Consider the following 23,916-nt stretch of genomic DNA (forward strand, 5'->3'; position numbering starts at 1 on the left):
GGGTTAGAGGTAAACAAACTGGCTATTGGGGTCGAAGGGTTTTCCTTCTGGGTCGGGGATCAGCTCTGGCACGTGCTGGCGAATGAACTCGTCGAAACAGACCGGGCAGTACGCTCGCCGTTTGGTGGTCAATTGGGCGTGCCCCTTGTAATCGCACTTGGGACACTTGATCGCGCTGGGGAAAACGCAGCCCATCGTGATTCCTGAACCGCTCGGCTGCATTTTTATTGATGCTTTCATGGGTACACCTCGCCCGCCGATCACCAGCAGGCTCTGTAGGGAAGGGGGGTTATGGCTTCCAGTTTTTGCCGACGCGGAAAACCATCATCAGGTTGTGATGAAGCGGAACCTTGAGCACGCTGTCGTAAAATTCGCCCTTCCCGGAGATAAACCCCGTAGGCACCTTTTTTCTCTCGACCCCGAATTCGCGCCAGCACTCTTCGCCGCCGTTCTGATCCCAGTACGCGCGCTCACGCTTACTGATCTCATCGTAGGTTTCACGAACACTGAGTGATCTGGGATATCACAGATCCGGCGCCATGCTGGATGGCGCTTGCACCACTCAGCTGCGTGCTTAGCGGCTTGCTCGGGAGAGTAGAATTCCTTGGCCTGGGTCATGGCGTCACCACCCGCCGAGCCCACTGCGCGTATGGGCCATCGTCCGTGTCGAAGATGCCCAGAAGGAACCAGCCGGGCTCAGCGGGTGCTTCAGGCTCCCAGCCGAGGCAGTTGGCTGCCCCTTCTTCCCAGTACGGGTGCGATTCAAGTTCGGCATCCATGTGCCAGCCGACCACCTGCAGCTGCTGGCCATCAAGCCACGCTTTGTAGGCGGCATGGTCTTCATCGAAATTCGGGATTCCTGGGTGATACCAGTAGCCGTCTTCGTCGCGAGTGACTTCGACGGGGCCAATCAACTTTTCTTCGGGCATGACTTCGTCCTTGCCGCACACGCGGCTGACATTGAATTGATTGAGAGGGGGTGGTTACTGCGGGGTGTTGGGGCGCACCGGGCAAAAGTGAGGCCCTGTCAAACCCTTGGAGAAGCGCTTTATGAGTTCAATTAACGGCCTTTCGGCGGTGATACTCGGTTGTTTCGGCACTGCCTGGGCCGCTGCACGCCAGCAGGTTGGCCTGTTGATCATGCTGCCACCTGATGTTGAGCTGATGTGCGCCACGGGTCGTTCGCTCGAGCGAGCGCTGCCATAGGCGGCGGGCTCACGCTGTTGCCGCACATGTGGACCTGTTGAGTTTTGGTGAACGGCTTGCCGTCTGCACCATGGGTGATGACGTAGTCGGCTGGGAAGCCCTGAGCCTTGTACAGCTCCGACGGCTTGAGCATCCGAAGGCAGATGTCGACGATCACGTAGGGCGTGCCCTTGACCATGACGGTGACCAGCGCCAAGCGATCCTTGGTCGTGATCGTGGGCGCTGGTTCGCCCGCGCCGCTTACGTTCTCGGTCCCGTAATAGCTGATCAGGAACGCGGCGACGCGAAGTGCGCCTTCCTCATGCTCTGGGGAGAGCCTGAGCGATACGACAGAGCTTTTACCGCCACCACCTGCCGTAACGGTAGGCGCTGGCTCATCCAGAGGCTGGCCTACGCTGGCGCCGAACTGCCTTTCCATGAACGCGGTGACCAGTCCGTGGTGCTGGCCGCCGGCGCTGATTGTGTGCAGAGGGTCGCTGACGTCCCGCGCATCACAGTTACCGCGCAGGTGCACCAGGTTTGCGGCTACCAGTTGCTGCTGGCTTCCGGTGTTGGTGACCGTCGTCATGGGTTCGTCGACACCCTTGGCGTGGGTTGTGTTGAAGCCGCCGTTCATTTGAGCCATGAACACCGTGGACACACCCATTGCGTGAGCTGCACCAGCGGGCCGTTGGTAGTTCCCGCCACTGGTAATGGTTGGCAGGGGCTCATCCAGCGCTTTGCCTGCATCGTTGAATCGAAACTTCACCAGATGCGCCGCTGCAAGCGCGTGCTTAACGCCGCCAGCGACAACGGTGCCTAGAGGCTGATCGATTCCCGGCACGCGAGGCTGCTGGCCTTCACGTTCGCCATAACCTGACTGGATCAGGGTAGGGCTGATCAGCGTCAGCTCACCACGGTTGGCGCAGGTGATCGTCGGCAATGGCTCCAACGGGTCGTTGATGCGGTCGCTACCTTGATGGGTTGCTGGCGCGATGACTGGGCTGACGACCGAGAAAGCGCCGCCCTTTGGATATGACGTCACCGTGCGCAGCGGCTCGTTGGCGGGTTGCACCGTCTCGCCTGACCAGTTCGCAATCGGGACGATGAACGGGGCCGGGTTGTCGATGACGAACTTTTTCATGCCCTTGGCGACCCGGCGCAAGGTAGCCGGTGCCAGGTCTTTCTTGCGTCCGAATATGCTTTTGCCGAGGTCTGTAAAGTCGATGCATTCGGCGGCGGTCTTCCAAGGCTTCTGGCCTTTGGCGGGACGCTTGGCGTGCGTAGGCTCCGGCCACACAATCGGCTGCCCATCGCAGCGGGCAATCATGAACAGGCGTTCCCGGCTGGTGGGCGCACCGAAGTCGCACGCTCGGATCACGCGCCATTCGACGGCATAGCCCAGGCGCTCCAGCTCGGCCACGAACACCGCCCACGTTTGGCCGCGCCGGGCAGGGTCTGGCACCAGAAACTGCTGGTCGACCGGCACAACCTCACCCTGTGCAGCAACACCGCCGCCCAGCTTCACTACCCGACCGGTTGACTTGCAACGCTTGGCGACCAGCGGACCCCATTGCAGGATCTGCTTCACGTTCTCCAGGCTGATGACGCGGGGTTTCTTCTTGCCTGCCCACTTCAAGCCGATCCAAGACAGGTTGCGGATCTCGCGTTTGCGCGGCTGACCGCCAGCGGCCTGGCTGTGGTGGGTGCAATCCGGGCTCATGTGGAACCAGCCCACGGCCTTGCCACCGCATTCGGTATCCGGATCGCCGTCGAATACATCGGTCGTGAAGTGCTTCGCGCCCGGGTGATTCACGGTGTGCATGCTGATCGCTGCCGGGCTGTGATTCTTGGCCACACTGACGGTGCGCCCAAGGCCCATTTCCAGCCCGGTACCGGCGCCGCCGCCACCGCAGAAGAAGTCCACAACGATCTCATCGTCTTGCGGATCGAAGCCAAGGCCGTACTGGGTTTTAAAATCGAAGAGGTGTTTCTTCTGGTGAGCGGACATAGTTCATCCTCGCCGGGGTGGCGTGAGTCGTTAAGGTGGTGTATTTATGACGCTTCGCTATGGAGCAGGCCGATGACAGACAAAAAGAAAGTTAATAAACACGGTCTATCAAGAAAAATTTCGGCTGCTGTTAGGCGTGCTGTTCGAATTAATTCAGGATTTGGGTGTGTCATATGCGGCACAGGAATTGTGCAATATGAGCACGTAGATCCCGAATTTAAGGATGCCGAAGAGCACGACGCTGCATTTATTACGCTTTTGTGTCCAGGCTGCCATGGAAGGGTGACGACTGGCATGTACTCGAAAGAAAAAGTTAAGCGGGCTATGAAATCTCCTGCCGCCTTAAAGGAAGGATTTTCCAGAGATTGCTTTGACTTCTGCGGAGATCATCCTTTTATCACGATCGGTGGTGCGACACTCAGGACCTGCCGGATCCCACTTCGTATTTTTGGGACGGATATTCTTCGTATAGATCCGCCAGAAGTAGAGGGTGAGACCTTTTTGTTGAGCGGTACATTCTTTGATACCAATGGAAGACCTACACTCGTAATTGATAAAAACGAGTGGAGGGCTTCAGTAGATAGTTGGGGTGTTGTTACTGAGGGGAGGTCTATAGTTATAAGGAATGGGCCTGGCAATATCGTGCTTAAGCTAGTCGCAGAGCCACCTTCTGGACTAATAATTGAGCGGCTTAATATGACATATGGGTGTGTACAAATATCTGCCAGCGCAACCGAACTAGTGATCGGAGGCCCATTGGGCGGAGGAACGTTTGCTAATTGCTTTACGGATGGGCTGCATGTTGGTTTTGAACTGTTTCCTCTTCAGAATACTATTTCTGGAATTCACCCGCAGTTCCATGCTGTTGCCAAAATGGTGCGGAGCCAAGTTCTATATGGAGATAATTGGCTTCCGCGATATATGTCAACACTGGGGTAAGCTGACAATGAGGACAGCCATGCGGTTTACGATGCCGAAGCGTCAGGATTCGAAAGAAAATATCAGCGCAGCCGTGCTACTCGGAGACAGGGCTGCGCGCCATACTGAGGCTGGATTTACTCCAGATGGAATTCGTTCAATTCGGGCTGAATGTGCCAAGTGCCAGCTTGGCCGCTTCACCAACCTGAGCGTCGAGCACTGACTTGAACTCTTGCGCAATCTCTTCGCGCTGCACGTCCTCCCCGACCCAACGCAGCTTCAACACCGGCTGTGCGCCGCTCGTGATGACCGAGATTCGCAGGATGATTTCGCGCTGCTGCAGGCCTTCAAACGGCACGGCTGAGAAGATCAGCGACGTGGGCAGGGTTTCCTTGCTGGTTGCCTCGATTGCATCCATTGCGCTGCGGCTGGCGCGGGTCTCACTGACGGTGTGATCGCTTTCCGACGACGCCTTGACCGTGATCGTGCGCACGGCGGCGATGGCTTTGGCCAACGGGATGTTCTGCAGCTCATCGCCGACCGCCGACAGGGTGCTGTGCCAGTCTTCAATCCAGTCGCTCATATCCTTCTGCGACATGGCCCGGCCACTGATCGCCTGCACGGCCTGATAGGCAGCGGTGGGCTTGAGCTTCAGCACGGCGCGATCATCTGCGTGGCCTGGCACTTCCTCATTGCCCAGGTTGAACAGCACCGAACAGGTCATTTCGTCCTGATTGATGAAGCCTTTTGCGTCGGCGACTGCGCGGTCGGACACGTATTTGGCGAAGTCCGCCAAGGAGTTGGTGGAGAACGTGCCACGGAAGCGGCTGCGGCCTGCGCCGAACTGCTCAAGGTTCACGATCTTCGCGCCTTCGGGTAGCACGATGGTAGGCGTGACGGTGTTCAGCTCTTTGCCGTCTGCGATCAGCGCGGTGTCAGTGATCAGTTGAATTGCTTCTTTTGTGAGGGACATATTTCAAGTCTCGCTTGGTGGGGTGGTGATCAGTCGCGGCGTGGGATTGGCGCATCGTCACGCGTGAACAGCTGGTCGTGCTTTTCGGCGAACAGCGTGATGTTGCCGCCGGAGCCAACGTGCATTGGCGTGTCGAGGCTGGTGTTCTCGCTGCGGGTGCCTCGCTTGGTCGGCACCTTGTAATCGAGCTTGTGTTTGATCTTCACCTGGCTGGACTCGCCGATCTGCGAGAAGTCCAGGGTGATGACCACTTTCCCGGCCTTGCCGTGGTCGACCACACCGGCGGCAACTTCGGAAAGGGCGTGGCCGATCTGGCTGGCGAAAGCCCCGCCATTCAGTTCGTTCAGGAATTCGCTGGTGTCTGTCGGCTTCGACATGGTTGTTTCTCCGGGGGCTTGATTCCACTGGGTGGGATGTTGAGTTGAAGAGGGCGGCGGCGATGGTTGGCGCGGGACTGCATGCGCCTCACTTGCGGTAAATCCTGTTCGCCGGGTAATCGATGTTGAAGTCGGCGATGAGTCGCTCCATCAGCGTGCTGCTGATGCCGATCAGGTTCTTGGCGGCGTAACGCGAAAGCCCCCGGTCTCGCGCTTCCTTGATGCGCAGCACGTTCAACGCATCCGCGACAGGGTCTATGCGCTCGGCCTTCACACACGCAAGGCCTGGGCTTGGATCGAAGCGCTTGTACTCGAACCGGTGCTCGGCGGCGATCTTGCGAAGCATGTGGTGGCTGACCCCGGTGTTACGGCTCACATCGGTGATCGTGGTTGTCTGTGCCATGTGGCGGATCTGCGCGACCACCTCATCGCTGACGTGGCCCCGTGGCAGATTCGGCTCAGGGGGCGGTGGAGCAGCTGCGCGCATCGCTTCCTTGGTCCGGCGGCGAGGCGCTGGCGTTGCTGGCGGCATCATGCGTCCATAGGGCCTTGGCTTGTATGCGAAGCCCTGCAGCGTGGCGATCACGCCGCCGCTCTTCAGGAACTCAGCCACTTCGGCTTCGAGGACGGCGGACCGCTCTTTGTTGCGCTGAATCATGCTCAGCTCTGGACTGATCATCAGCTGGCACCGTACAGGGCGAACAGCGCCAGGCCGGTGGCGATGGCAGCAGTCCAGCGCAGCACGTGGGTGGCGAACGACCGCTGACGTACAGGCTGGGCTTCCAGTTGCTGAGCGACCTTGCAAGCCGCGCTGTGCCCGCGATGCACGCCGCGCACAGTGCCGGTCGAGCGCTCGACGATGCCGAACTCGTTATTGCCGTTCGGTACGACCGTGAAGCGCGGCAGAGCTGCCGGATTCTTGCGGCCGACCTTGTCGTAAAACTCGGCAGTGGAAAGGGTACAGCGCTGGCGCAGGCCTTCAAGGATTGCACGACGCTGGCTGATTGTCTGATGCATGTGAGGCTCCTTGACCGCATTGGTCAGATGACAGGCGCGGGTGAACAAACCCAGCCGTGAGACTGGCCTGGCACCTGCCGATGCGGTCGTTTGATTTAGGGGGGAGGGTGATGCAGGGGGCCGATTTAACGGTTTGAACTCATCCGCATCGGAGATTGATCGGAACACCAGGGCGCTACCCCTGCTTGATTTCCGCCGCGTTTCAGGTATTGGCCGACAGATTCGGCTCAGGACTTTTCCGGGGCTTTGCGATCCTAGCGCTGCAGCCCGCTTGGGCACGCTCCGATCAATCTCCGATGCAGCCTGACGCTATGACAGGGTTCGGGCAGTTTTCGTCAGGCCGACGTGTAGCTGTTGCTCAGTCGGTGCGTTCCAGCTCGCAGCACTGCTCGTAATGAGCCACCGCGATTGGCATGTGGTAACTATCCAGAGGCCACTTACTAACTTTGCAGCCTTGGCCAGCAGGGCAATGAAACACAAACAGCTCGCTCGCCTCTTTGTCCATCTCCATGCTCACCTGCGCGCCGCCTGTGAACTTGTCTTCGATGATGATCATCTTGTCTTGCTCCGGACTGTATTGGTGTTGGTCAGCAGATCGCCGCCACTGGCCGGAGCTTGTCCGAGCCCTTACGGCTGATCTTCTGTTCGTACCCGCCTCGGCGTGACTCGGGGGCTCTGCGCTCGCGCCTCATCGATTCATCGCCCAGCACTGCGTGCAGAACGATCACCGACATGAACAACAGGCAGAGCGGGGAAATGATCTGTCGGCGCATGGCCTCGGCGATCATCGCTGTTTGGCGATTCACGCCGAGCTTGAACATGGCGACCGACAGCCGCTTGACGACCGTGCCCGGCGCGATGCCGAACGTGCGGGCGATTTCCTTGGCTGTGCAGCCCTGGGCGGCTGACAACAAAAACTGCAACTCTCGCGGCGCAAGACCACGGCCGAGGTGGCCTCTCCATGCCCCACATACGATGGTGGTGTCCATTACGTTTTACTCGGTGGTTGTCATCCCAAAGCACCCGGCAAGCCAGGTGCTTCAGTGATGCTGTCCAACAGGTGATTCCGTTCTCTGTAAAGAGCTTCGTCCAGTCGGTCCCGTTATCCGGGGCTGGGAGATCACTTCGCTGATCCCGTGCTATCTGGCGGCTTCACCAGTCTTGTGTCGCTGCGGTTTGTCGCTGCGGTGGGTGAAATATGAACCATCAGTTCATAATGAGTCAAGTACCAAAAGTACATAATGTTTGCAGGGCGAAAAAAAACCCGCTCAATGGCGGGCTTTAGTCAAAAGGTATGTATTGCTACTGCGCGAATTTTACCTCGGTCGCCAGCGCCTCTTTGGCGGTAACGTAGTCCGCCTTAGCTCGGATGTTTGGCCTGCTGTAGGGACTCATCGTAGAAAGATACGCCGCCCATTTAGCATAAAGATCCTTTGCCAATTCTGACTGCCTTGCACTTACCCCTGCGGCTTTCAGCCTGGCAACTGCGGCATCACCCTCAGATCTAGCGTGCTTGTTGCAATCCAGCAACGATTGCGTGTACTCAGCTATCCCCTGTCGATCACCGTATCGAACGGCATAGCTCCCTGTGACAGCTTCCAGATCGCATTGAAATATAGGGGTGTAAAGTTAGCGGCCGCCGGCCTTTTCGAGTCGTATTCGAAAGCTATCGGCTTGAAGACGTGAGTTTCGTGCGGGGCAGCTCGGGGCGGCTTTTGCTGCGGAGCAGCGCAACCGGCCATGCAAATTGCGACGGATAGCAAGACAAAGATTTTCGACGATTGCATTTTTCATCCTTCCATAGAGTTGTGCTCGGATTCTACCACGCGTGCCGAAAACCCAACTGGATGAACGCTAAACAAAAGCGCTCGCCGGATGACCCGATCTAGCCTACAAAAAACCTGTAACACGTACCGCTACGCCAATGATTTTGCAGTCGTCTGTGCATTTAATCATTGCGTAACCAGGGTTCAGCGGCTTCAGATAGAGCTGGCCTGCATCGTCTATGAGCTTTTTGAAGGTTGCTTCATTGCTGCTGGGGAGCTTCGCAACCACCAGCTTGCCGGGCCTCGCTTCAACGCCAGGGTCCACCAGTATCAGCATTCCCTCTGGAACGCTCACGCCTGTCGGTGCCGTCATCGAGTCTCCAGCCACTTCAAGCCAGAAGGCGCGGCCTTTGGCCTTGTAGTCAGTCGTCTCGTATCGGTCTGAAAAAGAGCTCTCGACAGCTTCCATCCAGGCGCCAGCAGCAACAGTGCTTACTACCGGATAGCGGTACATGACCGCGGGTTGTTCAACCATCGCTACGTTGGATGGCGCACTGGCGACAGATCGTGAGGTCATTGAGGTGTCGTCAACACCATTCTGGAGCCATGCCAGCGGCACGTTCAGCTCCTCCGATAGCGACCTCATTTTGGCTGGGCCAGGCATTGCCTCTCCGTTCAACCATTTGCTGGCCGCCTTCGGAGTGACGCCTGTCATTTTTGAGAGACGAACGCCCGCTCCCCACGGCTCGATGTGGTTTTCTGCAAGTGCTTTCTTTAGGCGAACCGCGAAGGCCGCTCTCAAATCTTCGATCTGAACCATAGGTTCAATTCTGCACTGGCTTGCATGTACTTTCAGTTCCGACATAATATGTACTGCAAGTTCATATTTTACCCGGAGGCCACATGAGCCCGCTAAAGAAATCGATTGACGACGCCGGCGGCGTTCCGGTGGTGGCCTTGGCGTGCGGGAAGACCCCGCGCGCCGTTTACAAATGGCTCTCCGCCGAGTGCTTGCCGCGCACCGAGTACACAGGTGAAACCCATTACGCCGAGCGAATCTCAGCGCTCGCTGCTGCCCGGGGTAAGCCTTTTGAGGCTTCCTGGCTGCTTGCCGAAGCGCATCCGAACAAGTCAGCGGCGTGACGTGAATTATCCGCTCAGGCGGGAAGGGCAGGTAGTACAGCGGATGGGCTGTTGATTCATCCAGTACCAAATTTCAGGCAAAAAAAGCCGGTGGCTAGACCGGCTTCTTCACAACATAACGAGGTCAATTATGCCCACCAATTCAGCGACGAGCAATACCTGCGAAGGGTTGTCAGCTTCGTCGTTAACGCGAAATCTGACGCGTCATTTTTCAACCCCCACGCATGGAGGGCTGTGATATGGCCCGCGCACGCAACATCAAACCAGCGTTGTTCAAGAACGAAGTGCTTGGCGTGGCTGATCCCATGCTGACCTTGCTGTTCGAAGGTCTGTGGCTGCTCGCTGATAAAGCTGGCCGCCTTGAGGATCGTCCTCTTCGGATCAAAGGCGAGCTCTTTCCGTACCGTGACGGCCTTGATGTCGATGGCATGCTGGCCTGGCTGGCGGCCGAGGGCTTCATTGTCCGCTATACGGTATCCGGCAAGCGCTACATCCAAGTCGAGAATTTTGACAAACATCAGAACCCGCATCGTAATGAACCGGAGTCAGTTATCCCTTCTGTATCAGAAGGTTGTATCAGTACCGATTTTGGCGGTACTGCTACTGCCATTATCGGTAGCGCTCCGGCTGATTCTCTGATTCCTGATTCTCTGATTCCTGATCCCCTCAACACACCGACGCCTTCGGCATCGTCGCCGACGACTGGCGATCTGTTCCCCAAGTTCTGGAAGCTTTACCCGAACAAGAAGGGGAAGGCGGCAGCCGAGAAGGTTTGGCGGAAACTCAAGGTCAATGACGAGCTGTTCGCCCTGATCGCCCAGGGCCTGGCCACGCAATGCGCTTCGCTGGCCTGGATCAAGGACGGCGGCCGGTTCGTTCCGCACCCAGCCACTTGGCTCAACGGCCAGCGCTGGGAGGATGAGGTGCAGCCTGCAACCAACGTGCATCAATTCCCCAATTCCCGGCACCACGGTTTTGCTGATCGCGATTACACCGCTGGACTGATCGCTCGGGAGGATGGCAGCTATGCGATCTGAAAACGTCGTTTCCATGCCCAGCGCCACGGCCCCGCCGCAACAGACGACCGGGATCTGCGATGACCATGGGCAATTTCCTCAGACCGTAAACGTGATTTTCGGCAGGGTATTCAAAACGGGCTGCCCGGAATGCATGCGTATCGCGAAGGATGAGGACGCGGAGCGTGCAAGGATCAATGAGCGATACGAGCTATCTCTCAAGTTCGGCGCAGCGCTGATTCCGAAGCGTTTTGCAGCCAAGACCCTGAACGGTTACATCGCCGATAACGCGGGCCAGAAAGAGGCCCTACGGGTGTCTCGAAAGTACGTCGACAGGTTTCCGGAAATATCCGAAACGGGTCGCTGCCTGCTGATGCTCGGCAAGCCTGGCACCGGCAAGACGCACTTGGGCACTGCCATTGCCAACGAGCTGATGCGCAAGACTGACGCCACGGCCGTCTACCGAACGCTCGGCACGATCCTGCATGACATCAGGTCGACCTACCGGCAAGGCAGCGAACGTACCGAAGGGCAGATCATTGCGGCTCTCGTAATGCCGTCTTTGCTGGTTCTCGATGAAATCGGCGTCAGCAAAGAGGCTCCGAGTGATTTCGAGCTGACCACGCTGTTCGCGATCATCAATGGCCGTTACGAGCAGATGCGCCCGACCGTGATTATTTCAAACCTCGACGGACAGGCACTGCCAGTGGCGATGGGCGAGCGCTGCGTTGATCGACTGCGCGAGGGCGGAGTGATCGTGCTGCCCTTCGAGTGGGAATCCCAGCGCGGCAAGGAGGGTTTCTGACATGGGCATGCAACTTGATTTTGAACAAGAAAATCTGATGTTCGAGAGGGCTGCTGCCGCCATGAGTATGCGGCTAGACAAGCTCCCCGGCGGGTTTTATGCCGCCAGCACGCTTGGGCTCTCTGGATTCATCGCGCTGCGTTGACCATTGAAATTCTCGCCATGCACCTCGGGGGCTCGCAATGACCGGCAGACGCCTGGCCCTACCAGAAATCGAAACTTACCGGTATGCGGTGTTCTGCTGCTCGTTCAAGTATGACCTGAGCTCGACGCCTGACCATGCATTGGCCTTGTTCGTTGATTTGGCGATGGCCAAGCGTTACGGAGCATGGATGTGGCCAAGCACTTTCGAGGTCGTCGACGTGGTTACGGGGCAGCCGCTATGAGCACCGATCTGATGTTGCCTTGGCCACCAAAGGTTCTGAGTCCCAACGCCCGGACGCACTGGGCTACCAAAAGCCGTGCCGCAAAGGCGTACCGGAACACCTGCTATCTGCTTTGCCGTCAGGCTGGACTACCCGTACCCCAAGGTCGTGCCTTGCTTGCGCTTGAGTTCATACCGCCGGATCGGCGCCGGCGTGACGATGACAACTGCATCGCTGCGTTCAAGTCCGGACGCGATGGCGTCGCCCAGGCCCTGGGCATCGACGACAGCAGGTTCGTTACCCAGCTGCAGATCAGTGCCGAAACCATCAAAGGTGGCGCTGTACGCGTTCGAATTTCTGACTACGTTGAGGTTCCAGCATGAACAATCAATTCAAGCCGGGCGACCTGGCGCTGATCGTCGGGGCATTCAGCATGGTCGAGAACATTGGTAAGCAATGTGAGCTGATCCAGCTGGTCCAGCTCGATGAAATTTACACCGCGCCTAATGGGCTTAAGTATCAGCATGCGGACGTTCCCGTTTGGATTGTTCGTGGTGAAGGCCTTTGCCGCTGGTTCGAAGATGGCACGGTTGAGCAAAGTGACTGGGGCTTATGCGCGCCCGTTCACCTAATGCCTCTACGCGACGACTTCGTCCCAGAGCAGCAAAAAGCCAATGAGGCGCAGCCAGCATGACAGCCGCCGTGCGCATCACCGACGCGGAAATCAAGCGCCAGGCCGCTGGCACCGAGCGTGACCTGCGCGACGTGGAGAACCGTGGCCTGTACCTGCGCTTCACGCGGGATCGCGCACGGGCGTCGTGGTACTTGGTCAGCAAGGGCAAATGGAACCTCGTCGGCAGCTTTCCCGATCTGTCAGCCAAGCAGGTCGTTGCGGCACTGCCTGCCATCCGCTTGCGCCTCGATGCCGGTGCCGGTTCGAACCTGTCGAAGTGGGTCACGACCGGCGAGCTGCTGGACTGGTACGCAGACCGCATGGCACGCGACCGCAGCCTGTCCGAGAAACGGAAGAAGACCGGCGCTTCGCTGATCAAATGCCACCTCAAGCCGCGTCTGGGCGACCTGCCGCTGACCGGTATCGACAAGGCCAGCCTGGACGATCAGTTCATGTGGCCAGCGCAGGAAACCATCGGCATTGACTACGTGCGGTCGGCGTTCCAGCTGCTCGCCCTGGCGTTTAGACAAGCTTTCAAACTCCGGTTGATCGCGGCCAACCCGATGAAGGACATCAAGTTCAGCGACTTCTCGAAAGCCAAGGTCGGCATCAAGCCTTCCCGGCTGCGCGGCACCCAGCTGCAGGACCTTATCGCGCACCTGCTGACCGTGCTCGAGGACGAACCGGCGGACGGCCTGCTGGCGCTGATGATGCTCTGTCACGGCACCCGCATCGGCGAGACGCGGCAGGCGCGCTGGTCGCACATCAGCTTGGCAGAGCGTGAATGGTTCATCCCGGCCGAGAACACCAAGACCGGTGTCGAGCATCACCTGCCACTGACAGACCAGGTGCGCAACCTGCTGATCAGCTATCGGGACATTCAGTTGGCCGGCGGGTACAGAGGTCAGTTCCTTTTTCCGTCCCGCAGCGGCAACGCGCTCAGCGAGGGCCAGGCGAGCGCCGTGTTCACCCGGTTGGGGCAGGGCGAGTGGACCAGCCATGACCTGCGCAAGGTCGCGCGCACCGGCTGGGCAGACATCGGCATCGACCACCTGATTGGCGAACTGCTGATCAACCACGCGATGGGCCACAACGTGGAGGTGTACATCCAGTCGGACGTGATGAGCCGCAAGCGCGATGCCCTTGAGAAGTGGCACGCGCATCTAGATTCAAAGGGCCTGAACCGCATTCAGACATTGACCGGCTTTAGATCGGGAGATTCTGGTAACGGGCTACAGGCCACGGAACATAAGGGCTGTGACCCTATTCAAGAATCAACCATAGGCGAGGTTTAAAAATGACCACTTCAGATAGAAAGCTGATGATGTGCCGGTCGCCGAATCTCGGATTTGCCGGGTGTCTTCAGGCTTTGGAATCCTATGGTGCTGCGCGTTTTTGGAAGAAAGACCGCCCGGTTAGCAACACGCCGCGTCCTTGGCTGCGCCGCAAAAAGGGACGGTCCATTAAATGAAGAAGACTCACGGCCCAGCGTTCCGCGCCGACCAACTCGACCTGGCCCAGTGCGCGGCCTGCCGAGGTCGCGCTGTGATCAAGGGTGTTTTCCACGAAATGGCCTGCGTGCAGTGCAACGCCTCTGGCTGGGTCGCCGCCGAGACAGGTCAACCTCTGCCGCTGGAAGTGTTGGTGACCCAATTGAGCATGCGCTTGCAGGCCGCCGACCGACAGATCGAACAATTGAAGCGCCCGGCCCAGATGACTGGACCTGCCGCCATTTATAACCAGAACAACCGCCGCGGTGCCGGTGGAGCGAATTACACAGGGGATTGACCATGAAAAAACGTACATATGTCGACAAGCCTTTGGGCGATACCGAGTACCTGCTGGAAAACTGGGGCTCTTGGCGTATATCTGGCATGGGCGTGCCGCAATATGTCTCCCCGCTGGCGGCGCTGATGAACCAGTGCTGCCCAGAGCCGACTGCGATGACTTATGTCATCACCGACGAAACGGCAATGCTTGTGGATGCGGCTATCGCAAGGCTGATCGCGCGCAACCAGCAAATGGGCGATTTCATCTGGTGGTACTTCGGCTTCAAGTGGACGATGGTCCGGATCGCTGAGTCTCACAAGATGTCGGAACGGTCCGCGCGCGAAATAATCCGCCAAGGGGTGGCATGGGTTGACGGTGCTTTGGGAGATTTTTGCGCAGCTGCGTAGAAAGTTCTTTCAGGCCTGATAAACACCTGTTTTCATTGCACGGTGTTCAGCTGTACCAGCGCGGCACCACTCATGATCTAGTCCGGCCAAACGCTGGGCTTTTTGTTGGATGTGGTGCCCACGTGTGGCATTGTGATTGCTCAAATCGCGGAGCAAGACGATGACGAAATTTTCAGAAATCGCCAACGCATATCGAAAGTCCTTGGAAGATGATGACCAGGATCTTAAAAGCTTACGTGGTACCGCTTTGACATTGCGCAAAGAGTTTGCGAAATACCTTGGTTTGTCCGAAACCAATTCCAATCTAATCGATGTACAGAATCAGCCCGCTGTTGCGATTGGTGTGCTCGATGAGCAAGGCAGATTTAAAAGTGTTACACGCACGGCTTTTCCTCGAGTATCCAGTTCACAAATCCAATTTGTCATCCGTCTAAACTTCGACCCAGACTCTATTGGTCTTGAGCAGGGCATCCTCTTGTTTCAGCTCCATATGGAGCGATCAGAAGCTGGTGTTACAGTTTTTCTCGACGATGAAACATCTTTCGATGTCGGTATTTATGATATGCATCCTTTGTTTGATGAAATGTTCAATCGAGCGATCGCTAAGGCTCGTAGTGCAACGAGGTAATGGCCTTTTGGTGAGTATATTCAAGGCATAACTTTCATCGTTAGCCCCAGCGATTGCTGGGGCTTTTTGTTTTGTAGATCCCGAAAGGGTTGAGACCGGATGCGCACCATGCCTGACAAACCAGATACATGGGCCAGGATCGTGGCGGCCATTTCAAACCCACTGTGGCAGGGCATGATTATGGCCATCGTCGTCTCTCTACTTCGCATCCTCTATGACGCCAAAGAAACCAGCAAACGCCGGATCTTCTTTGAAGCGTTGATCTGCGGTGCCCTCAGCTTGGTTGCTTCAAGCTTGATCGAGTGGATGGCATGGCCGCCCAGTCTGTCTGTTGCCGCTGGTGGAACCATCGGCTTTCTCGGCGTTACGGCCATACGCGAGTTGGTGACCCGATTCATTGGCCGCAAGGTGGATTCCGTATGAATGCTATTGCCGCTGCAATCATCATCGGTCTAGTAGGCCTGCTGCTGGTGGGTATCCAGCAGTACCGCGTCCTCGCGCTGGAAGGGCAGGTGACTCTGCAAATGAAGACTGCCAAGGATGCCACCGACGCCAACACCGAAAGCCAGAAGACAATTACCACGCTCCAGGCCGAGGCCAAGCGCAATGCCAACTACACGGCCGATCTGCAGCAGCGCCTCAAGGCCAGCGAAGACAAGGCCCGCCAAGCGACGAAAGACTTTGAAGACCTCAAGCGTAAGAGCCCGGCTGTTCGTAAGTGGGCTGATCAGCCTTTGCCTGACGGCCTACGCGGCAAGGGCGCTGGCAGTGGCGATGCCGTCTTGGCGCCTGACCTAATTTAACTTGATTAGGTCGGGCTACATTGTTTTTTGGTCAAGCTTAAAGTGTGAACTTCTTCACCATGCCCTCGAGGACGACGGCCAAACCTGACATTTTCTTACTTGCGCTCATTATGTGGTGTGTACCTTTTTCAGTTTCGCCAGATAGGTCTCGAATGCTTATTAAGTTGCGGTCCACCTCCCTTGCTACATAGGCCTGTTCCTCTGAGGCTGTAGCAATTTGCATGTTGCGCTCCTCAATAAGTTGTACGGCGTCCATAATTTCTTGTAATGCTTTACCCGCTTCCTGAGCTATGTCGTACGTAGCATGCGCCTGAGATGTACTTGTTTGCATTGAGCTCACAGCGCCCTTAGTACCTTCTTGGATAGCAATGATCATGCTTTCGATTTTTTTAGTCGATTCCTGGGTGCGTTGGGCTAGGGTCTGTTCCCGTTTCGACGTAACCCATTGATCTCTATGAGAACAGGCCCGTATTGTTGGAGTTCTCACACAACACCAATACGAGCCTGCAATGCCCCGATTAATGCTCAGTGATGAGCACTGGCCGAAGCTTCGAGAAATTTTGCTGCACGAATCGATCTACAACAAGCGAGATTTGCGCACCACGGTTGAAGGCATGCTGTACCGCATGCGTGTGGGTTGCCCTTGGCGAGACCTGCCGAAAGCGTTTGGAAACTGGAGCAAGGTCTACAAGCGGTTCAATGCCTGGTCTGCTTCAGGCAAGTGGGTCAAGGTGCTTGAGGTGCTGATGACCGATCCTGACATGGAGTGGGTTTTCATTGATGGCAGCTATGTAAAGGCTCATCAGCACAGTGCAGGTGCTGCCAGCACGCAGGACCAGGCCATCGGAAAAAGCCGAGCCGGTAACACCAGCAAGATTCACCTGGCTGTAGACGCTTGTGGGCTGCCCATTGCATTTGACGTGACCGGAGGCCAGACCAATGATTGTTCGCAGGCGGCCTCGTTGATTGCCAAGATGCCCAATGCAGAAGTGATCATTGCGGACAAGGGCTACGACACTGAAGCGATACGCGCTCAGGTCGAGCAGCAAGGCAGCAAAGTGGTGATTCCACGAAAGCGCAATTCTCTGAAAGGGAACGCAGATCTGGACAAAGGGTTATATCGCAATCGACATCTCGTAGAAAACGCCTTTGCCCGGTTGAAGCATTTCCGGGCGGCGGCTTCTCGGTTCGACAAACTCAAGAGAAACTATGAAAGCGTCATAGCAATGGCCTGCGCTTTTCTGTGGCTGCCAATGTGAAACGGGAACAGACCCTAGCGCACGAACCTCATCAGCTACAACAGCAAAGCCTCTGCCTTGCTCTCCAGCTCGTGCTGCCTCAATGGCAGCGTTCAATGCAAGCAGGTTGGTTTGACCGGCGATCGCTTGAATGACGCTGACGACTTCAGCAATATTCTGGGCCTGGTCCGCAACATCTTGTACTTGTTCTGAGGTACTTTCCACCTGAGAAGTGAGTTGCTTCATAGCGTCCAGTGTCTGAGTCACCTTACTATTTCCAAGTTTTGCCGCGTGACTCGATTCGCGTGCGGACTCGGATGTGGATGTTGCATTCCGTGCCACCTCTTCAACGGCAGCGCTCATCTGGGTAACCGCCGTGGCTGCTTGATCGATTTGGCCGTTTTGCTGTTCTTGAGTTAAACCAGCTTTGTCGGTGACTGTTTGCATCTGCGTGGCTGACGATGTCAGTTCAGCAGAAGAATTCACGATACCCTGAATCGTCTGCCTAAGATTTTCTTGCATTTGTTTGAGGGCTTGCATCAAACCGGCGGCTTCATCTTTTCCAGACACGTTGATGGAGCGATTCAATTCACCTCTAGCTATCGCCTCAGCGACACCCAGGCAATCTCCTATGGGGCTAGACATGCTTTTTGTAAGTCTCCAAGCAAGTAACACTGTGACCAGAAGAGACATGCTGACGATAAAAAACATGACTTTAAGGCTGTGCTCGTATACAACGGCAGAGTGCTCGCCAGATTCTTTCACTCCCTCGGAATTTACATCGCGCAGGGCTGTAAGTTTAATCTGATAGTTCTTGGCGTTATCTGCTTGTGGACCGTTAGCGTACTCAATAGCAGCACCCCGATCTGCTCGGGCGAGTCCAACCAAATGGTCTAACCCGTCAAGGTATTGCTTCATCAGGGTGGACGCTTCTTCAAATCGTGCTTTTTCTTGTTCGCCAGAAATTAAATATTTTTTGTAATACTCTGTGAGTGTATTGAGTTCATCACGATTTCGTTTTATTGTCTCTGCTGTAGTTTCGAACACTTCGGAGTCTGTCGAGGCAAGTAATCGGATACCTTCAAGTCGAGTATGAAGCAATGCTATCTGAATGTCGTCTGCCTTTTGAATACTAGGTAGCCAGTCGTTCTCGAGAGTCTGTTGAGTCGATCTAAGTTCGCGTATTTGCTCGAAGGCAAAGGCGCCCAGCAACAGTACGAAAACCGTAATAATAGAAAAGGCAATAGCTGCCCTGGGAGCTATGCGAAAGGATCTAAAGTTCATGAAGTCATTCCTAGGTAATGTACTGTGAGTTGGGCTTTACGGATATATCTGCCAGATCGGCTTAAACTTGAGCGGCAATCCACGACAAGCACGTATAAAGGTCGCAGCCCTTCCCTCGTTTCGCAGCCTTTGCGGCGCCCTTTGTTCCATCGGATTGCTCGGGGGCTGAAGGGCCGTTTTTTTAGCCACAAAAGACCGTTGATACGCTCAGAGTCAACAGAAAGACTTATTTTGCCTGGACTCCTCAGCCTCTGCCTAACGGCCTGTGCGACAAGTCCGCAGCCAGTGGCGGTAAAGATGACATCGGTAAGACTGGAAGCACTGGAAATGGTCCCGTGTGAGCGGGTAAGTGAAAGCGACGACGAGCTAGCCCTGAATGGCGATCTTTGGGCGTTGAAAAATCGCGCCATCAACCTGCTGGATACCTGTGCTGACCAGGTGGATGCGCAGATACAACGTAGCAAATCAAAGTGATATTCCAAGGAAGCAAACGCTTAAAAAATCGAACGTCTATTCGAGTTTACCAAGCATAATACGGGCTGCGAATTTTCAGCCAAATTAGCGTTCAGAATGGATAGCTCATATAAACGGGTCATGCATTCGTGCTGCGCAACTAATGAGTTATTAAGTTTTTCCAAAAGCCCAACAACTATCGGGTCTTCTGAAGCGTATATCGCCTTCAGCTTTAGGACTGTGTCTGAGAGTAATTGATGGTTATTAATTATTTGGTTCAAGTCGGGCATGGCTCCTCCTGAGCTATCTTGCTAAGCTTCAAGAATCTTATATCGGCACAGACTTTCTCGGCTTGAGCGGTTGTCAAGGAATCCAGCCGAACGGTATCAATCTGACCGCAAACAGTTTTCTTGCGGGGTTTGGTGGCGAGATGCATTGGGGGTGCCTTTCGGCGTTAGTAGTTCAAGAAGTGGAGCAAGGTGGCATATGAACGAGCACAGCAACTCATTGCTAAGCCAGATACAAAAGCTGACACCGAGCAAGGGCGATCTACTGGTGATCTACCCAGAGAACCCTATGACAGTCCTTCAGCACGAACGAGTGACCAAGAGCCTTGAGCCATTTGCTCAGCGGATTGGGTGCAACTTGCTGGTAAGTCAACCTGGCATTCAGGTGGCTCTGCAGCCGAATGGTGCTGCGATCCTTGAAGAGATGCGCAAGCAGACAGAACTGCTTCGGCTGATGACAGAGCAACAGACGCTGCTGATCGACGCACTGAGTGAAGAAGAGCCAGAAGACCCTGATGCAGCGCCCCAGACTTACCTGGACGGTACACCATGCCGTTGAGGCCGCAGAAACCATGCAATGCCCAGGGCTGCAACACATTGATCCGCAACCCTCGGTACTGTGACGCCCATAAGGATGTAGGCAAGCAGTTCGATGTGAAGCAGCGGGAGAAGCAACGCGAGACCAGCAGCCAGCGCGGCTACAGCTACAAGTGGCAACAGGCGCGCAAGGGCTTCTTGGCTAAGCATCCGCTCTGCGTAGAGTGCGAGCGCGTTGGACGTGTCACAGCGTCGACAGACGTTGATCACATCGTTCCTCACAAGGGTGACATGGACCTGTTCTGGGATCGATCCAACTGGCAGACCATGTGTCATCCATGCCACAGCACGAAGACGGCCGCAGAGGACGGCGGGTGGGGCAACACCCAGGTTGCCCGGTCGTGCTGACCGAAATGAGAACGGTTCTCGGCGGGCTTCACGGAATGCACCGGTATGGTGCGCGCACCAGTCTGGTGCGGTGGGGGAGGGTCAAAAGTCTGGTCCCTTTGGCTTCTAGACCGCGCCCTCAGTCGTTTTTTTACACCCGCGAAATTAAAAATTCTGGAGTTGCGCGATGGGAGGTACCGCCACGGTCGCCGGCCGTGGTCGCAAACCCAAGCCGACCGCCAAGAAAGCACTAGCCGGAAATCCCGGCAAACGCGCGCTGAATAAGGCCGAGCCCGCTTTTTCGAAGATCACAAATGTTGATCCGCCCGGATGGCTCAGCGACCGCGCTTCGCAGATGTGGAAGATGATTGTTCCCGAGCTTCTGCGCGAAAACGTGGTTGCGATAACTGATTTACACAACGTCGAAGCGTTCTGCGTTGCATACGACAACTGGCGAATGGCGCAGCAGTCAGTCCAGGCCCACGGCATCGTGGTTACCGGTGCCACCGGCGGACCGATGAAAAACCCCGCACTGACCGCGGCGAACGAAACGATGCGGCAAATGGTTACGTTCGGGTCGATGCTCGGCCTTGATCCAGCCAGCCGCACACGTCTGATCGGAGGAAACAAGGAAAAAGAGACCAACGAATTCGCCGAACTATTGAGATCCTGAATGGCCAAGTCCGCCCACCCCAACGTTGATAAAGCGATGGTGTGGGGTAGGTCTCTTCTGAGTGGGAAAGTGCCAGCTTGTCGCTACATCCATCAAGCAGTGCAGCGCCATTTCGATGACATGGCAGCCAGCCGCAAGCGCGGGTTCAGATTCAAGTTCGATCCAGCGAAGGCAGAGAAAAAACTCAAGCTGATTCAGCTATTGCCGCATACCAAGGGTGAATGGGCGTTCAAGCGTCAGCGAATCAGCCTTGAGCCATGGCAGCTTTTCGGTCTCGCCGTCACCTTCGGGTGGGTCAAGAAGAAGGGCGGGTACCGCCGTTTTCGTGAGAGCTACTGGGAGATTCCCCGCAAGAACGGAAAGTCGGTAGTTGCGGCCGGTGTCGGCATCAGCATGTTCGTTGCGGATGGTGAGTACGGCGCCGAGGTGTACGCAGGTGCCACCACTGAGAAGCAGGCTTGGGAGGTTTTCCGCCCTGCGAAACTGATGGTGGCCAAGTCACCGATGCTGGTCCAGGCGGCGGGCATTGAGGTCAACGCCTCGAACATGAATATTCCGTCCGACTTCAGTCGCTTCGAGCCACTTATTGGCGACCCTGGTGACGGCGCATCACCCAGTTGCGCGATCGTGGACGAATATCATGAGCACCGCACCTCGGCCCAGTACGACACCATGCTCACCGGTATGGGCGCCCGCCGGCAACCGCTGATGTTCATCATCACCACTTCCGGCGCCGATATCGAGGGGCCTTGCTACGACAAGCGTCGCCAGGTCATTGAGATGCTGGAGGGCACTGTCCCAGACGATGAACTGTTCGGCTGGATCTGGACGCTTGATGAGGGCGACGATTGGACCGACCCCAAGATGTTGGCCAAGGCCAACCCCAACCACGGCGTGTCAGTGTTCCAGGAATATCTGGAAAGCCAGCAGGCGCGGGCGATCCGCTCGGCTCGGTTCACCAACACCTTCAAAACGAAGCACCTCAACCTTTGGGTGAGCGCCAAGTCTGGCTTCTTCAACATGCAGGACTGGAAGTCCTGCGAGGACACCTCCCTTACGCTCGATCAATTCGAGGGGCAAGAGTGGATCGCCGGTTTCGACCTTGCGCGAAAGCTGGACATGAACTCGAGGGCGCGCCTGTTTTGGAAGGTGATCGACGGAAAGACTCACTACTACAGCGTGGCTCCCAAGTTTTGGGTGCCATACGACACCGCTTATGACAGCGACAACAAGCGGATGTCCGAGCGCTTCCAGGCCTGGCTGAACTCGAAACACCTTGAGGTAACCGATGGTGCCGAGATCGATTACCGCGAAATCCTCGAAGACACCAAAGAGGCAAACAAACACGCACCGCTGCGCGAGTCGCCGATTGACCCACACGGTGCTACTGGGTTGAGCCATGACTTCGACGACGAGGGTTTCAACCCGGTCACCATCACCCAGAACTACACCAACATGTCCGACGCCATGAAAGAGCTGGAAGCGGCTATCACCGCTGGAAGGTTCCACCATGACGGCAATCCGATCATGACCTGGTGTATCGGCAACGTGATCGGCAAAAACATGCCCGGTAACGACGACGTAGTACGCCCCATCAAACAGGGCGATGACAACAAGATCGATGGCGCTGTTGCACTGATCATGTCGGTCGGGCGGGCGATGATGCAAGTCGTTGCCGGCGATGGCGGCGTGGACCGATTCATGGATTCAATCCGGGACCCAATATTCGAATGAACACAGCATCAATCATTTACCTGCTGACTGCAGTGCTGGGCTTTGCCCTTGCTGTGGCAGGTGTTTACGTACTGCTTGGCGTGGGTTGGGCGCTTCTTGCCGCCGCTTCGTCGTGCTTCGTCGCGGCAGCATTCATTCGAAGGGGACTGACCGGTGGCTAAGTCTTTCAAATCCGTCTTGAGCGGTGCAATCAACGCGCCTCGGTCATCGATAATCGATTGGGTGGGCAGGTCTCTCTCCGGCAGCGCTTCCGGAATTTGGGCGCAAACCGTGGGCAGCACATCCGCCAACGGGAAAACCGTGACGATCAACAAAGCCATGCGCCTGGCCGCTTGCTGGTCTTGCGTTCGCCTCATCTCCGAAACGATCGCAACGCTGCCGCTCGGCCTATACCGGCGCATGCCTGATGGCGGTCGTGAGGTGGCCGGTGACAATGACCTGCATTGGATTCTCAACACCAACCCGAACAGCCGTATGACTGCTGTGCAGTTTTGGGAGGCCGTAGTAGCTTCGATGCTGCTGCGGGGTAACGCTTTTGTCGAGATCATCCGTATAAGCGGCCGGATCGTAGCGCTTGAATTCCTGCTGCCCAACCGCATGGATTTGGATGTCGCGGACAACGGCGAGATTCTTTACCGATACCGGGAAAAAAACGGGCAGCTCCGCGATATTGCTGGCAGCAACATGATGCATATCCCTGCGTTCTCTCTGGACGGGCAAATCGGGCTATCACCCATCGCCTACGGCGCCGACGTATTCGGCGCGGCAATGTCGGCAGAGGACGTTGCGAGCTTCACGTTCAAAAACGGCATGCACCAAACCGTGGCCTTTGAGGTTGATGCAACGCTGAACAAGCAGCAGCGCGACGATTTTCGCGACTATGTCCAACGCATCAGCGGGGCGATGAATGCCGGTAAATCACCGGTTTTGGAAAAGGGTGTTTCCGCCAAGGTGATTGGTATCAATCCAGTGGACGCTCAGTTGCTGGAATCCCGAGAGTACAGCGCCGAGGAGATCTGTCGCTTTTACATGGTGGACCCGACGCTGGTCGGTTACAGCGATAAGGCATCGAATTGGGGTACCGGCCTTGAGCAGAAGCTGCTTCGATTCCTGACCTTCACGCTGCGCAGCTACATGCGCCGCATCGAGGAAGGGATCAGTCGCAGTTTGCTGGCGCCTGCGCAGCGCCGTCAGATTTACCCCGAGTTTTCCATTGAAGGCTTGATGCGTGCTGATAGCGCCGCACGGGCAACGCTGTATTCGGGGATGGTGCAAAACGGCATCTACACCCGCGACGAATGCCGCATGAAAGAGAACCTGCCCAAGATGGGCGGAAATGCCGGTGTGCTAACTGTGCAAACCAACCTTTCGCCGATCGACAAACTGGGTCAGGGCGATGACGGGCAAGCCGCAAGGGCAGCTCTACAGAACTGGCTAGATCAGCCGGCAAACTCGAAGGAATAAAT

34 protein-coding genes and 2 pseudogenes are annotated in these 23,916 nt (G+C 56.4%); 22 read left to right on the forward strand and 14 right to left on the reverse strand.

Features of this window, described 5'->3' with window-relative positions; genetic code table 11:
- Window positions 1-3: 3 nt before the first annotated feature.
- Window positions 4-195, reverse strand: a complete 192-nt coding sequence (locus AC4ANK_RS11715) for a hypothetical protein (protein WP_031595204.1) — start codon at window positions 193-195, stop codon at window positions 4-6.
- On the opposite strand from AC4ANK_RS11715, the gene AC4ANK_RS11720 reads away from it, so the two are divergent.
- Window positions 167-514, forward strand: a complete 348-nt coding sequence (locus AC4ANK_RS11720; RefSeq protein WP_460385234.1) for a hypothetical protein — start codon at window positions 167-169, stop codon at window positions 512-514. The two genes, AC4ANK_RS11715 and AC4ANK_RS11720, sit on opposite strands and share 29 nt — an antisense overlap.
- Before the next feature lie 100 nt (window positions 515-614).
- On the opposite strand, the gene AC4ANK_RS11725 is transcribed toward AC4ANK_RS11720, so the two are convergent.
- Both AC4ANK_RS11725 and AC4ANK_RS11730 read right to left on the reverse strand, forming a co-directional pair.
- Window positions 615-929: a hypothetical protein gene (locus AC4ANK_RS11725; protein ID WP_002553167.1), complete on the reverse strand. Its 315-nt coding sequence runs from the start codon at window positions 927-929 to the stop codon at window positions 615-617.
- Window positions 930-1,138: 209 nt separating this feature from the next.
- Window positions 1,139-3,196, reverse strand: coding sequence for a DNA cytosine methyltransferase (locus tag AC4ANK_RS11730; RefSeq protein WP_002553168.1), 2,058 nt, complete (start codon window positions 3,194-3,196; stop codon window positions 1,139-1,141).
- Between the two features lie 72 nt (window positions 3,197-3,268).
- Here AC4ANK_RS11730 and AC4ANK_RS11735 point away from each other — a divergent pair, with 72 nt between their 5' ends.
- Window positions 3,269-4,135, forward strand: a complete 867-nt coding sequence (locus tag AC4ANK_RS11735; RefSeq protein WP_460382889.1) for a hypothetical protein — start codon at window positions 3,269-3,271, stop codon at window positions 4,133-4,135.
- A 136-nt stretch (window positions 4,136-4,271) separates the two neighbouring features.
- On the opposite strand, the gene AC4ANK_RS11740 is transcribed toward AC4ANK_RS11735, so the two are convergent.
- The 7 genes from AC4ANK_RS11740 to AC4ANK_RS11770 form a co-directional block, all read right to left on the reverse strand.
- The gene (locus tag AC4ANK_RS11740; RefSeq protein ID WP_031595200.1) at window positions 4,272-5,087 is read right to left on the reverse strand and encodes a YfdQ family protein; all 816 of its coding nucleotides are present in this window, start codon (window positions 5,085-5,087) and stop codon (window positions 4,272-4,274) included.
- Window positions 5,088-5,116: 29 nt separating this feature from the next.
- The gene (locus tag AC4ANK_RS11745) at window positions 5,117-5,464 is read right to left on the reverse strand and encodes a YfdP family phage-associated protein (RefSeq protein WP_002553171.1); all 348 of its coding nucleotides are present in this window, start codon (window positions 5,462-5,464) and stop codon (window positions 5,117-5,119) included.
- Between the two features lie 88 nt (window positions 5,465-5,552).
- Window positions 5,553-6,143 carry a hypothetical protein gene (locus AC4ANK_RS11750; protein ID WP_031595198.1) on the reverse strand — a complete coding sequence of 197 codons (591 nt, stop codon included), beginning with the start codon at window positions 6,141-6,143 and terminating at the stop codon, window positions 5,553-5,555.
- Window positions 6,143-6,481, reverse strand: coding sequence for a hypothetical protein (locus tag AC4ANK_RS11755; protein WP_031595196.1), 339 nt, complete (start codon window positions 6,479-6,481; stop codon window positions 6,143-6,145). Before AC4ANK_RS11755 ends, AC4ANK_RS11750 begins: the two co-directional genes overlap by 1 nt.
- Window positions 6,482-6,839: 358 nt before the next feature.
- The gene (locus tag AC4ANK_RS11760) at window positions 6,840-7,037 is read right to left on the reverse strand and encodes a hypothetical protein (RefSeq protein WP_031595194.1); all 198 of its coding nucleotides are present in this window, start codon (window positions 7,035-7,037) and stop codon (window positions 6,840-6,842) included.
- A 31-nt stretch (window positions 7,038-7,068) separates the two neighbouring features.
- Window positions 7,069-7,470, reverse strand: a complete 402-nt coding sequence (locus AC4ANK_RS11765) for a helix-turn-helix domain-containing protein (RefSeq protein WP_003364229.1) — start codon at window positions 7,468-7,470, stop codon at window positions 7,069-7,071.
- A gap of 901 nt (window positions 7,471-8,371) precedes the next feature.
- Window positions 8,372-9,067 (reverse strand): S24 family peptidase, encoded by a 696-nt coding sequence (locus AC4ANK_RS11770; RefSeq protein WP_031598186.1) that lies wholly within the window; start codon window positions 9,065-9,067, stop codon window positions 8,372-8,374.
- Between the two features lie 83 nt (window positions 9,068-9,150).
- On the opposite strand from AC4ANK_RS11770, the gene AC4ANK_RS11775 reads away from it, so the two are divergent.
- From AC4ANK_RS11775 to AC4ANK_RS11835, 13 genes are all read left to right on the forward strand, one after another.
- On the forward strand, window positions 9,151-9,390 hold the full coding sequence (locus AC4ANK_RS11775; RefSeq protein ID WP_020304837.1) for a helix-turn-helix domain-containing protein: 240 nt from the start codon (window positions 9,151-9,153) through the stop codon (window positions 9,388-9,390).
- A gap of 239 nt (window positions 9,391-9,629) precedes the next feature.
- A complete protein-coding gene (locus tag AC4ANK_RS11780; RefSeq protein WP_031598187.1) occupies window positions 9,630-10,427 on the forward strand; it encodes an LvrA C-terminal domain-related protein in 798 nt (265 codons plus the stop codon).
- Window positions 10,417-11,211, forward strand: coding sequence for an ATP-binding protein (locus AC4ANK_RS11785; RefSeq protein ID WP_031598188.1), 795 nt, complete (start codon window positions 10,417-10,419; stop codon window positions 11,209-11,211). Before AC4ANK_RS11780 ends, AC4ANK_RS11785 begins: the two co-directional genes overlap by 11 nt.
- Before the next feature lies 1 nt (window position 11,212).
- Window positions 11,213-11,356: a hypothetical protein gene (locus AC4ANK_RS11790; protein WP_460382885.1), complete on the forward strand. Its 144-nt coding sequence runs from the start codon at window positions 11,213-11,215 to the stop codon at window positions 11,354-11,356.
- A 37-nt stretch (window positions 11,357-11,393) separates the two neighbouring features.
- A complete protein-coding gene (locus AC4ANK_RS11795; RefSeq protein ID WP_002553176.1) occupies window positions 11,394-11,597 on the forward strand; it encodes a hypothetical protein in 204 nt (67 codons plus the stop codon).
- Window positions 11,594-11,959 (forward strand): hypothetical protein, encoded by a 366-nt coding sequence (locus tag AC4ANK_RS11800; RefSeq protein WP_025168077.1) that lies wholly within the window; start codon window positions 11,594-11,596, stop codon window positions 11,957-11,959. The genes AC4ANK_RS11795 and AC4ANK_RS11800 overlap by 4 nt, the downstream gene beginning before the upstream one ends.
- On the forward strand, window positions 11,956-12,270 hold the full coding sequence (locus AC4ANK_RS11805) for a hypothetical protein (protein WP_002553178.1): 315 nt from the start codon (window positions 11,956-11,958) through the stop codon (window positions 12,268-12,270). Before AC4ANK_RS11800 ends, AC4ANK_RS11805 begins: the two co-directional genes overlap by 4 nt.
- Window positions 12,267-13,544 carry a tyrosine-type recombinase/integrase gene (locus tag AC4ANK_RS11810; protein ID WP_002553179.1) on the forward strand — a complete coding sequence of 426 codons (1,278 nt, stop codon included), beginning with the start codon at window positions 12,267-12,269 and terminating at the stop codon, window positions 13,542-13,544. Before AC4ANK_RS11805 ends, AC4ANK_RS11810 begins: the two co-directional genes overlap by 4 nt.
- A 172-nt stretch (window positions 13,545-13,716) precedes the next feature.
- Window positions 13,717-14,037 (forward strand): hypothetical protein, encoded by a 321-nt coding sequence (locus tag AC4ANK_RS11815; protein WP_002553180.1) that lies wholly within the window; start codon window positions 13,717-13,719, stop codon window positions 14,035-14,037.
- A gap of 2 nt (window positions 14,038-14,039) precedes the next feature.
- Window positions 14,040-14,426 carry an antiterminator Q family protein gene (locus AC4ANK_RS11820; RefSeq protein ID WP_031598197.1) on the forward strand — a complete coding sequence of 129 codons (387 nt, stop codon included), beginning with the start codon at window positions 14,040-14,042 and terminating at the stop codon, window positions 14,424-14,426.
- 160 nt (window positions 14,427-14,586) lie between these two features.
- Window positions 14,587-15,054 carry a hypothetical protein gene (locus AC4ANK_RS11825; RefSeq protein WP_031598199.1) on the forward strand — a complete coding sequence of 156 codons (468 nt, stop codon included), beginning with the start codon at window positions 14,587-14,589 and terminating at the stop codon, window positions 15,052-15,054.
- 99 nt (window positions 15,055-15,153) lie between these two features.
- A complete protein-coding gene (locus tag AC4ANK_RS11830; protein WP_031598201.1) occupies window positions 15,154-15,477 on the forward strand; it encodes a phage holin, lambda family in 324 nt (107 codons plus the stop codon).
- On the forward strand, window positions 15,474-15,857 hold the full coding sequence (locus AC4ANK_RS11835) for a hypothetical protein (protein ID WP_031598203.1): 384 nt from the start codon (window positions 15,474-15,476) through the stop codon (window positions 15,855-15,857). Before AC4ANK_RS11830 ends, AC4ANK_RS11835 begins: the two co-directional genes overlap by 4 nt.
- A gap of 37 nt (window positions 15,858-15,894) precedes the next feature.
- Here AC4ANK_RS11835 and AC4ANK_RS11840 read toward each other — a convergent pair whose 3' ends face one another.
- The gene (locus AC4ANK_RS11840; RefSeq protein ID WP_460382881.1) at window positions 15,895-16,344 is read right to left on the reverse strand and encodes a methyl-accepting chemotaxis protein; all 450 of its coding nucleotides are present in this window, start codon (window positions 16,342-16,344) and stop codon (window positions 15,895-15,897) included.
- 22 nt (window positions 16,345-16,366) lie between these two features.
- Here AC4ANK_RS11840 and AC4ANK_RS11845 point away from each other — a divergent pair, with 22 nt between their 5' ends.
- Window positions 16,367-17,116: an IS5 family transposase gene (locus AC4ANK_RS11845; RefSeq protein WP_460382697.1), complete on the forward strand. Its 750-nt coding sequence runs from the start codon at window positions 16,367-16,369 to the stop codon at window positions 17,114-17,116.
- Between the two features lie 15 nt (window positions 17,117-17,131).
- On the opposite strand, the pseudogene AC4ANK_RS11850 reads toward AC4ANK_RS11845, so the two are convergent.
- Both AC4ANK_RS11850 and AC4ANK_RS11855 read right to left on the reverse strand, forming a co-directional pair.
- Window positions 17,132-17,806 (reverse strand): annotated as a pseudogene (locus AC4ANK_RS11850) (methyl-accepting chemotaxis protein); the annotation flags it as partial.
- A gap of 33 nt (window positions 17,807-17,839) precedes the next feature.
- Window positions 17,840-18,379 (reverse strand): annotated as a pseudogene (locus AC4ANK_RS11855) (MCP four helix bundle domain-containing protein); the annotation flags it as partial.
- Window positions 18,380-18,676: 297 nt separating this feature from the next.
- Here AC4ANK_RS11855 and AC4ANK_RS11860 point away from each other — a divergent pair.
- The 5 genes from AC4ANK_RS11860 to AC4ANK_RS11880 all read left to right on the forward strand — a co-directional run bounded on the left by AC4ANK_RS11860 (window position 18,677) and on the right by AC4ANK_RS11880 (window position 22,450).
- The gene (locus AC4ANK_RS11860) at window positions 18,677-18,853 is read left to right on the forward strand and encodes a hypothetical protein (RefSeq protein WP_156174823.1); all 177 of its coding nucleotides are present in this window, start codon (window positions 18,677-18,679) and stop codon (window positions 18,851-18,853) included.
- A 465-nt stretch (window positions 18,854-19,318) separates the two neighbouring features.
- Window positions 19,319-19,678, forward strand: a complete 360-nt coding sequence (locus AC4ANK_RS11865; protein ID WP_046235914.1) for a hypothetical protein — start codon at window positions 19,319-19,321, stop codon at window positions 19,676-19,678.
- Window positions 19,669-20,064, forward strand: coding sequence for an HNH endonuclease (locus tag AC4ANK_RS11870; RefSeq protein WP_057446196.1), 396 nt, complete (start codon window positions 19,669-19,671; stop codon window positions 20,062-20,064). Before AC4ANK_RS11865 ends, AC4ANK_RS11870 begins: the two co-directional genes overlap by 10 nt.
- A gap of 166 nt (window positions 20,065-20,230) precedes the next feature.
- A complete protein-coding gene (locus AC4ANK_RS11875; protein ID WP_057446197.1) occupies window positions 20,231-20,716 on the forward strand; it encodes a phage terminase small subunit P27 family in 486 nt (161 codons plus the stop codon).
- A complete protein-coding gene (locus tag AC4ANK_RS11880) occupies window positions 20,717-22,450 on the forward strand; it encodes a terminase large subunit (protein WP_057446198.1) in 1,734 nt (577 codons plus the stop codon).
- An 8-nt stretch (window positions 22,451-22,458) separates the two neighbouring features.
- On the opposite strand, the gene AC4ANK_RS11885 is transcribed toward AC4ANK_RS11880, so the two are convergent.
- The gene (locus AC4ANK_RS11885; RefSeq protein ID WP_157063155.1) at window positions 22,459-22,770 is read right to left on the reverse strand and encodes a hypothetical protein; all 312 of its coding nucleotides are present in this window, start codon (window positions 22,768-22,770) and stop codon (window positions 22,459-22,461) included.
- On the opposite strand from AC4ANK_RS11885, the gene AC4ANK_RS11890 reads away from it, so the two are divergent.
- Complete coding sequence (locus tag AC4ANK_RS11890) at window positions 22,751-23,914, forward strand: phage portal protein (RefSeq protein ID WP_420803542.1); 1,164 nt, start codon at window positions 22,751-22,753, stop codon at window positions 23,912-23,914. The genes AC4ANK_RS11885 and AC4ANK_RS11890 overlap by 20 nt on opposite strands.
- The last annotated feature ends 2 nt before the right edge of the window (window positions 23,915-23,916 follow it).

Source organism: Pseudomonas sp. Pmew2 (genome assembly GCF_058129885.1).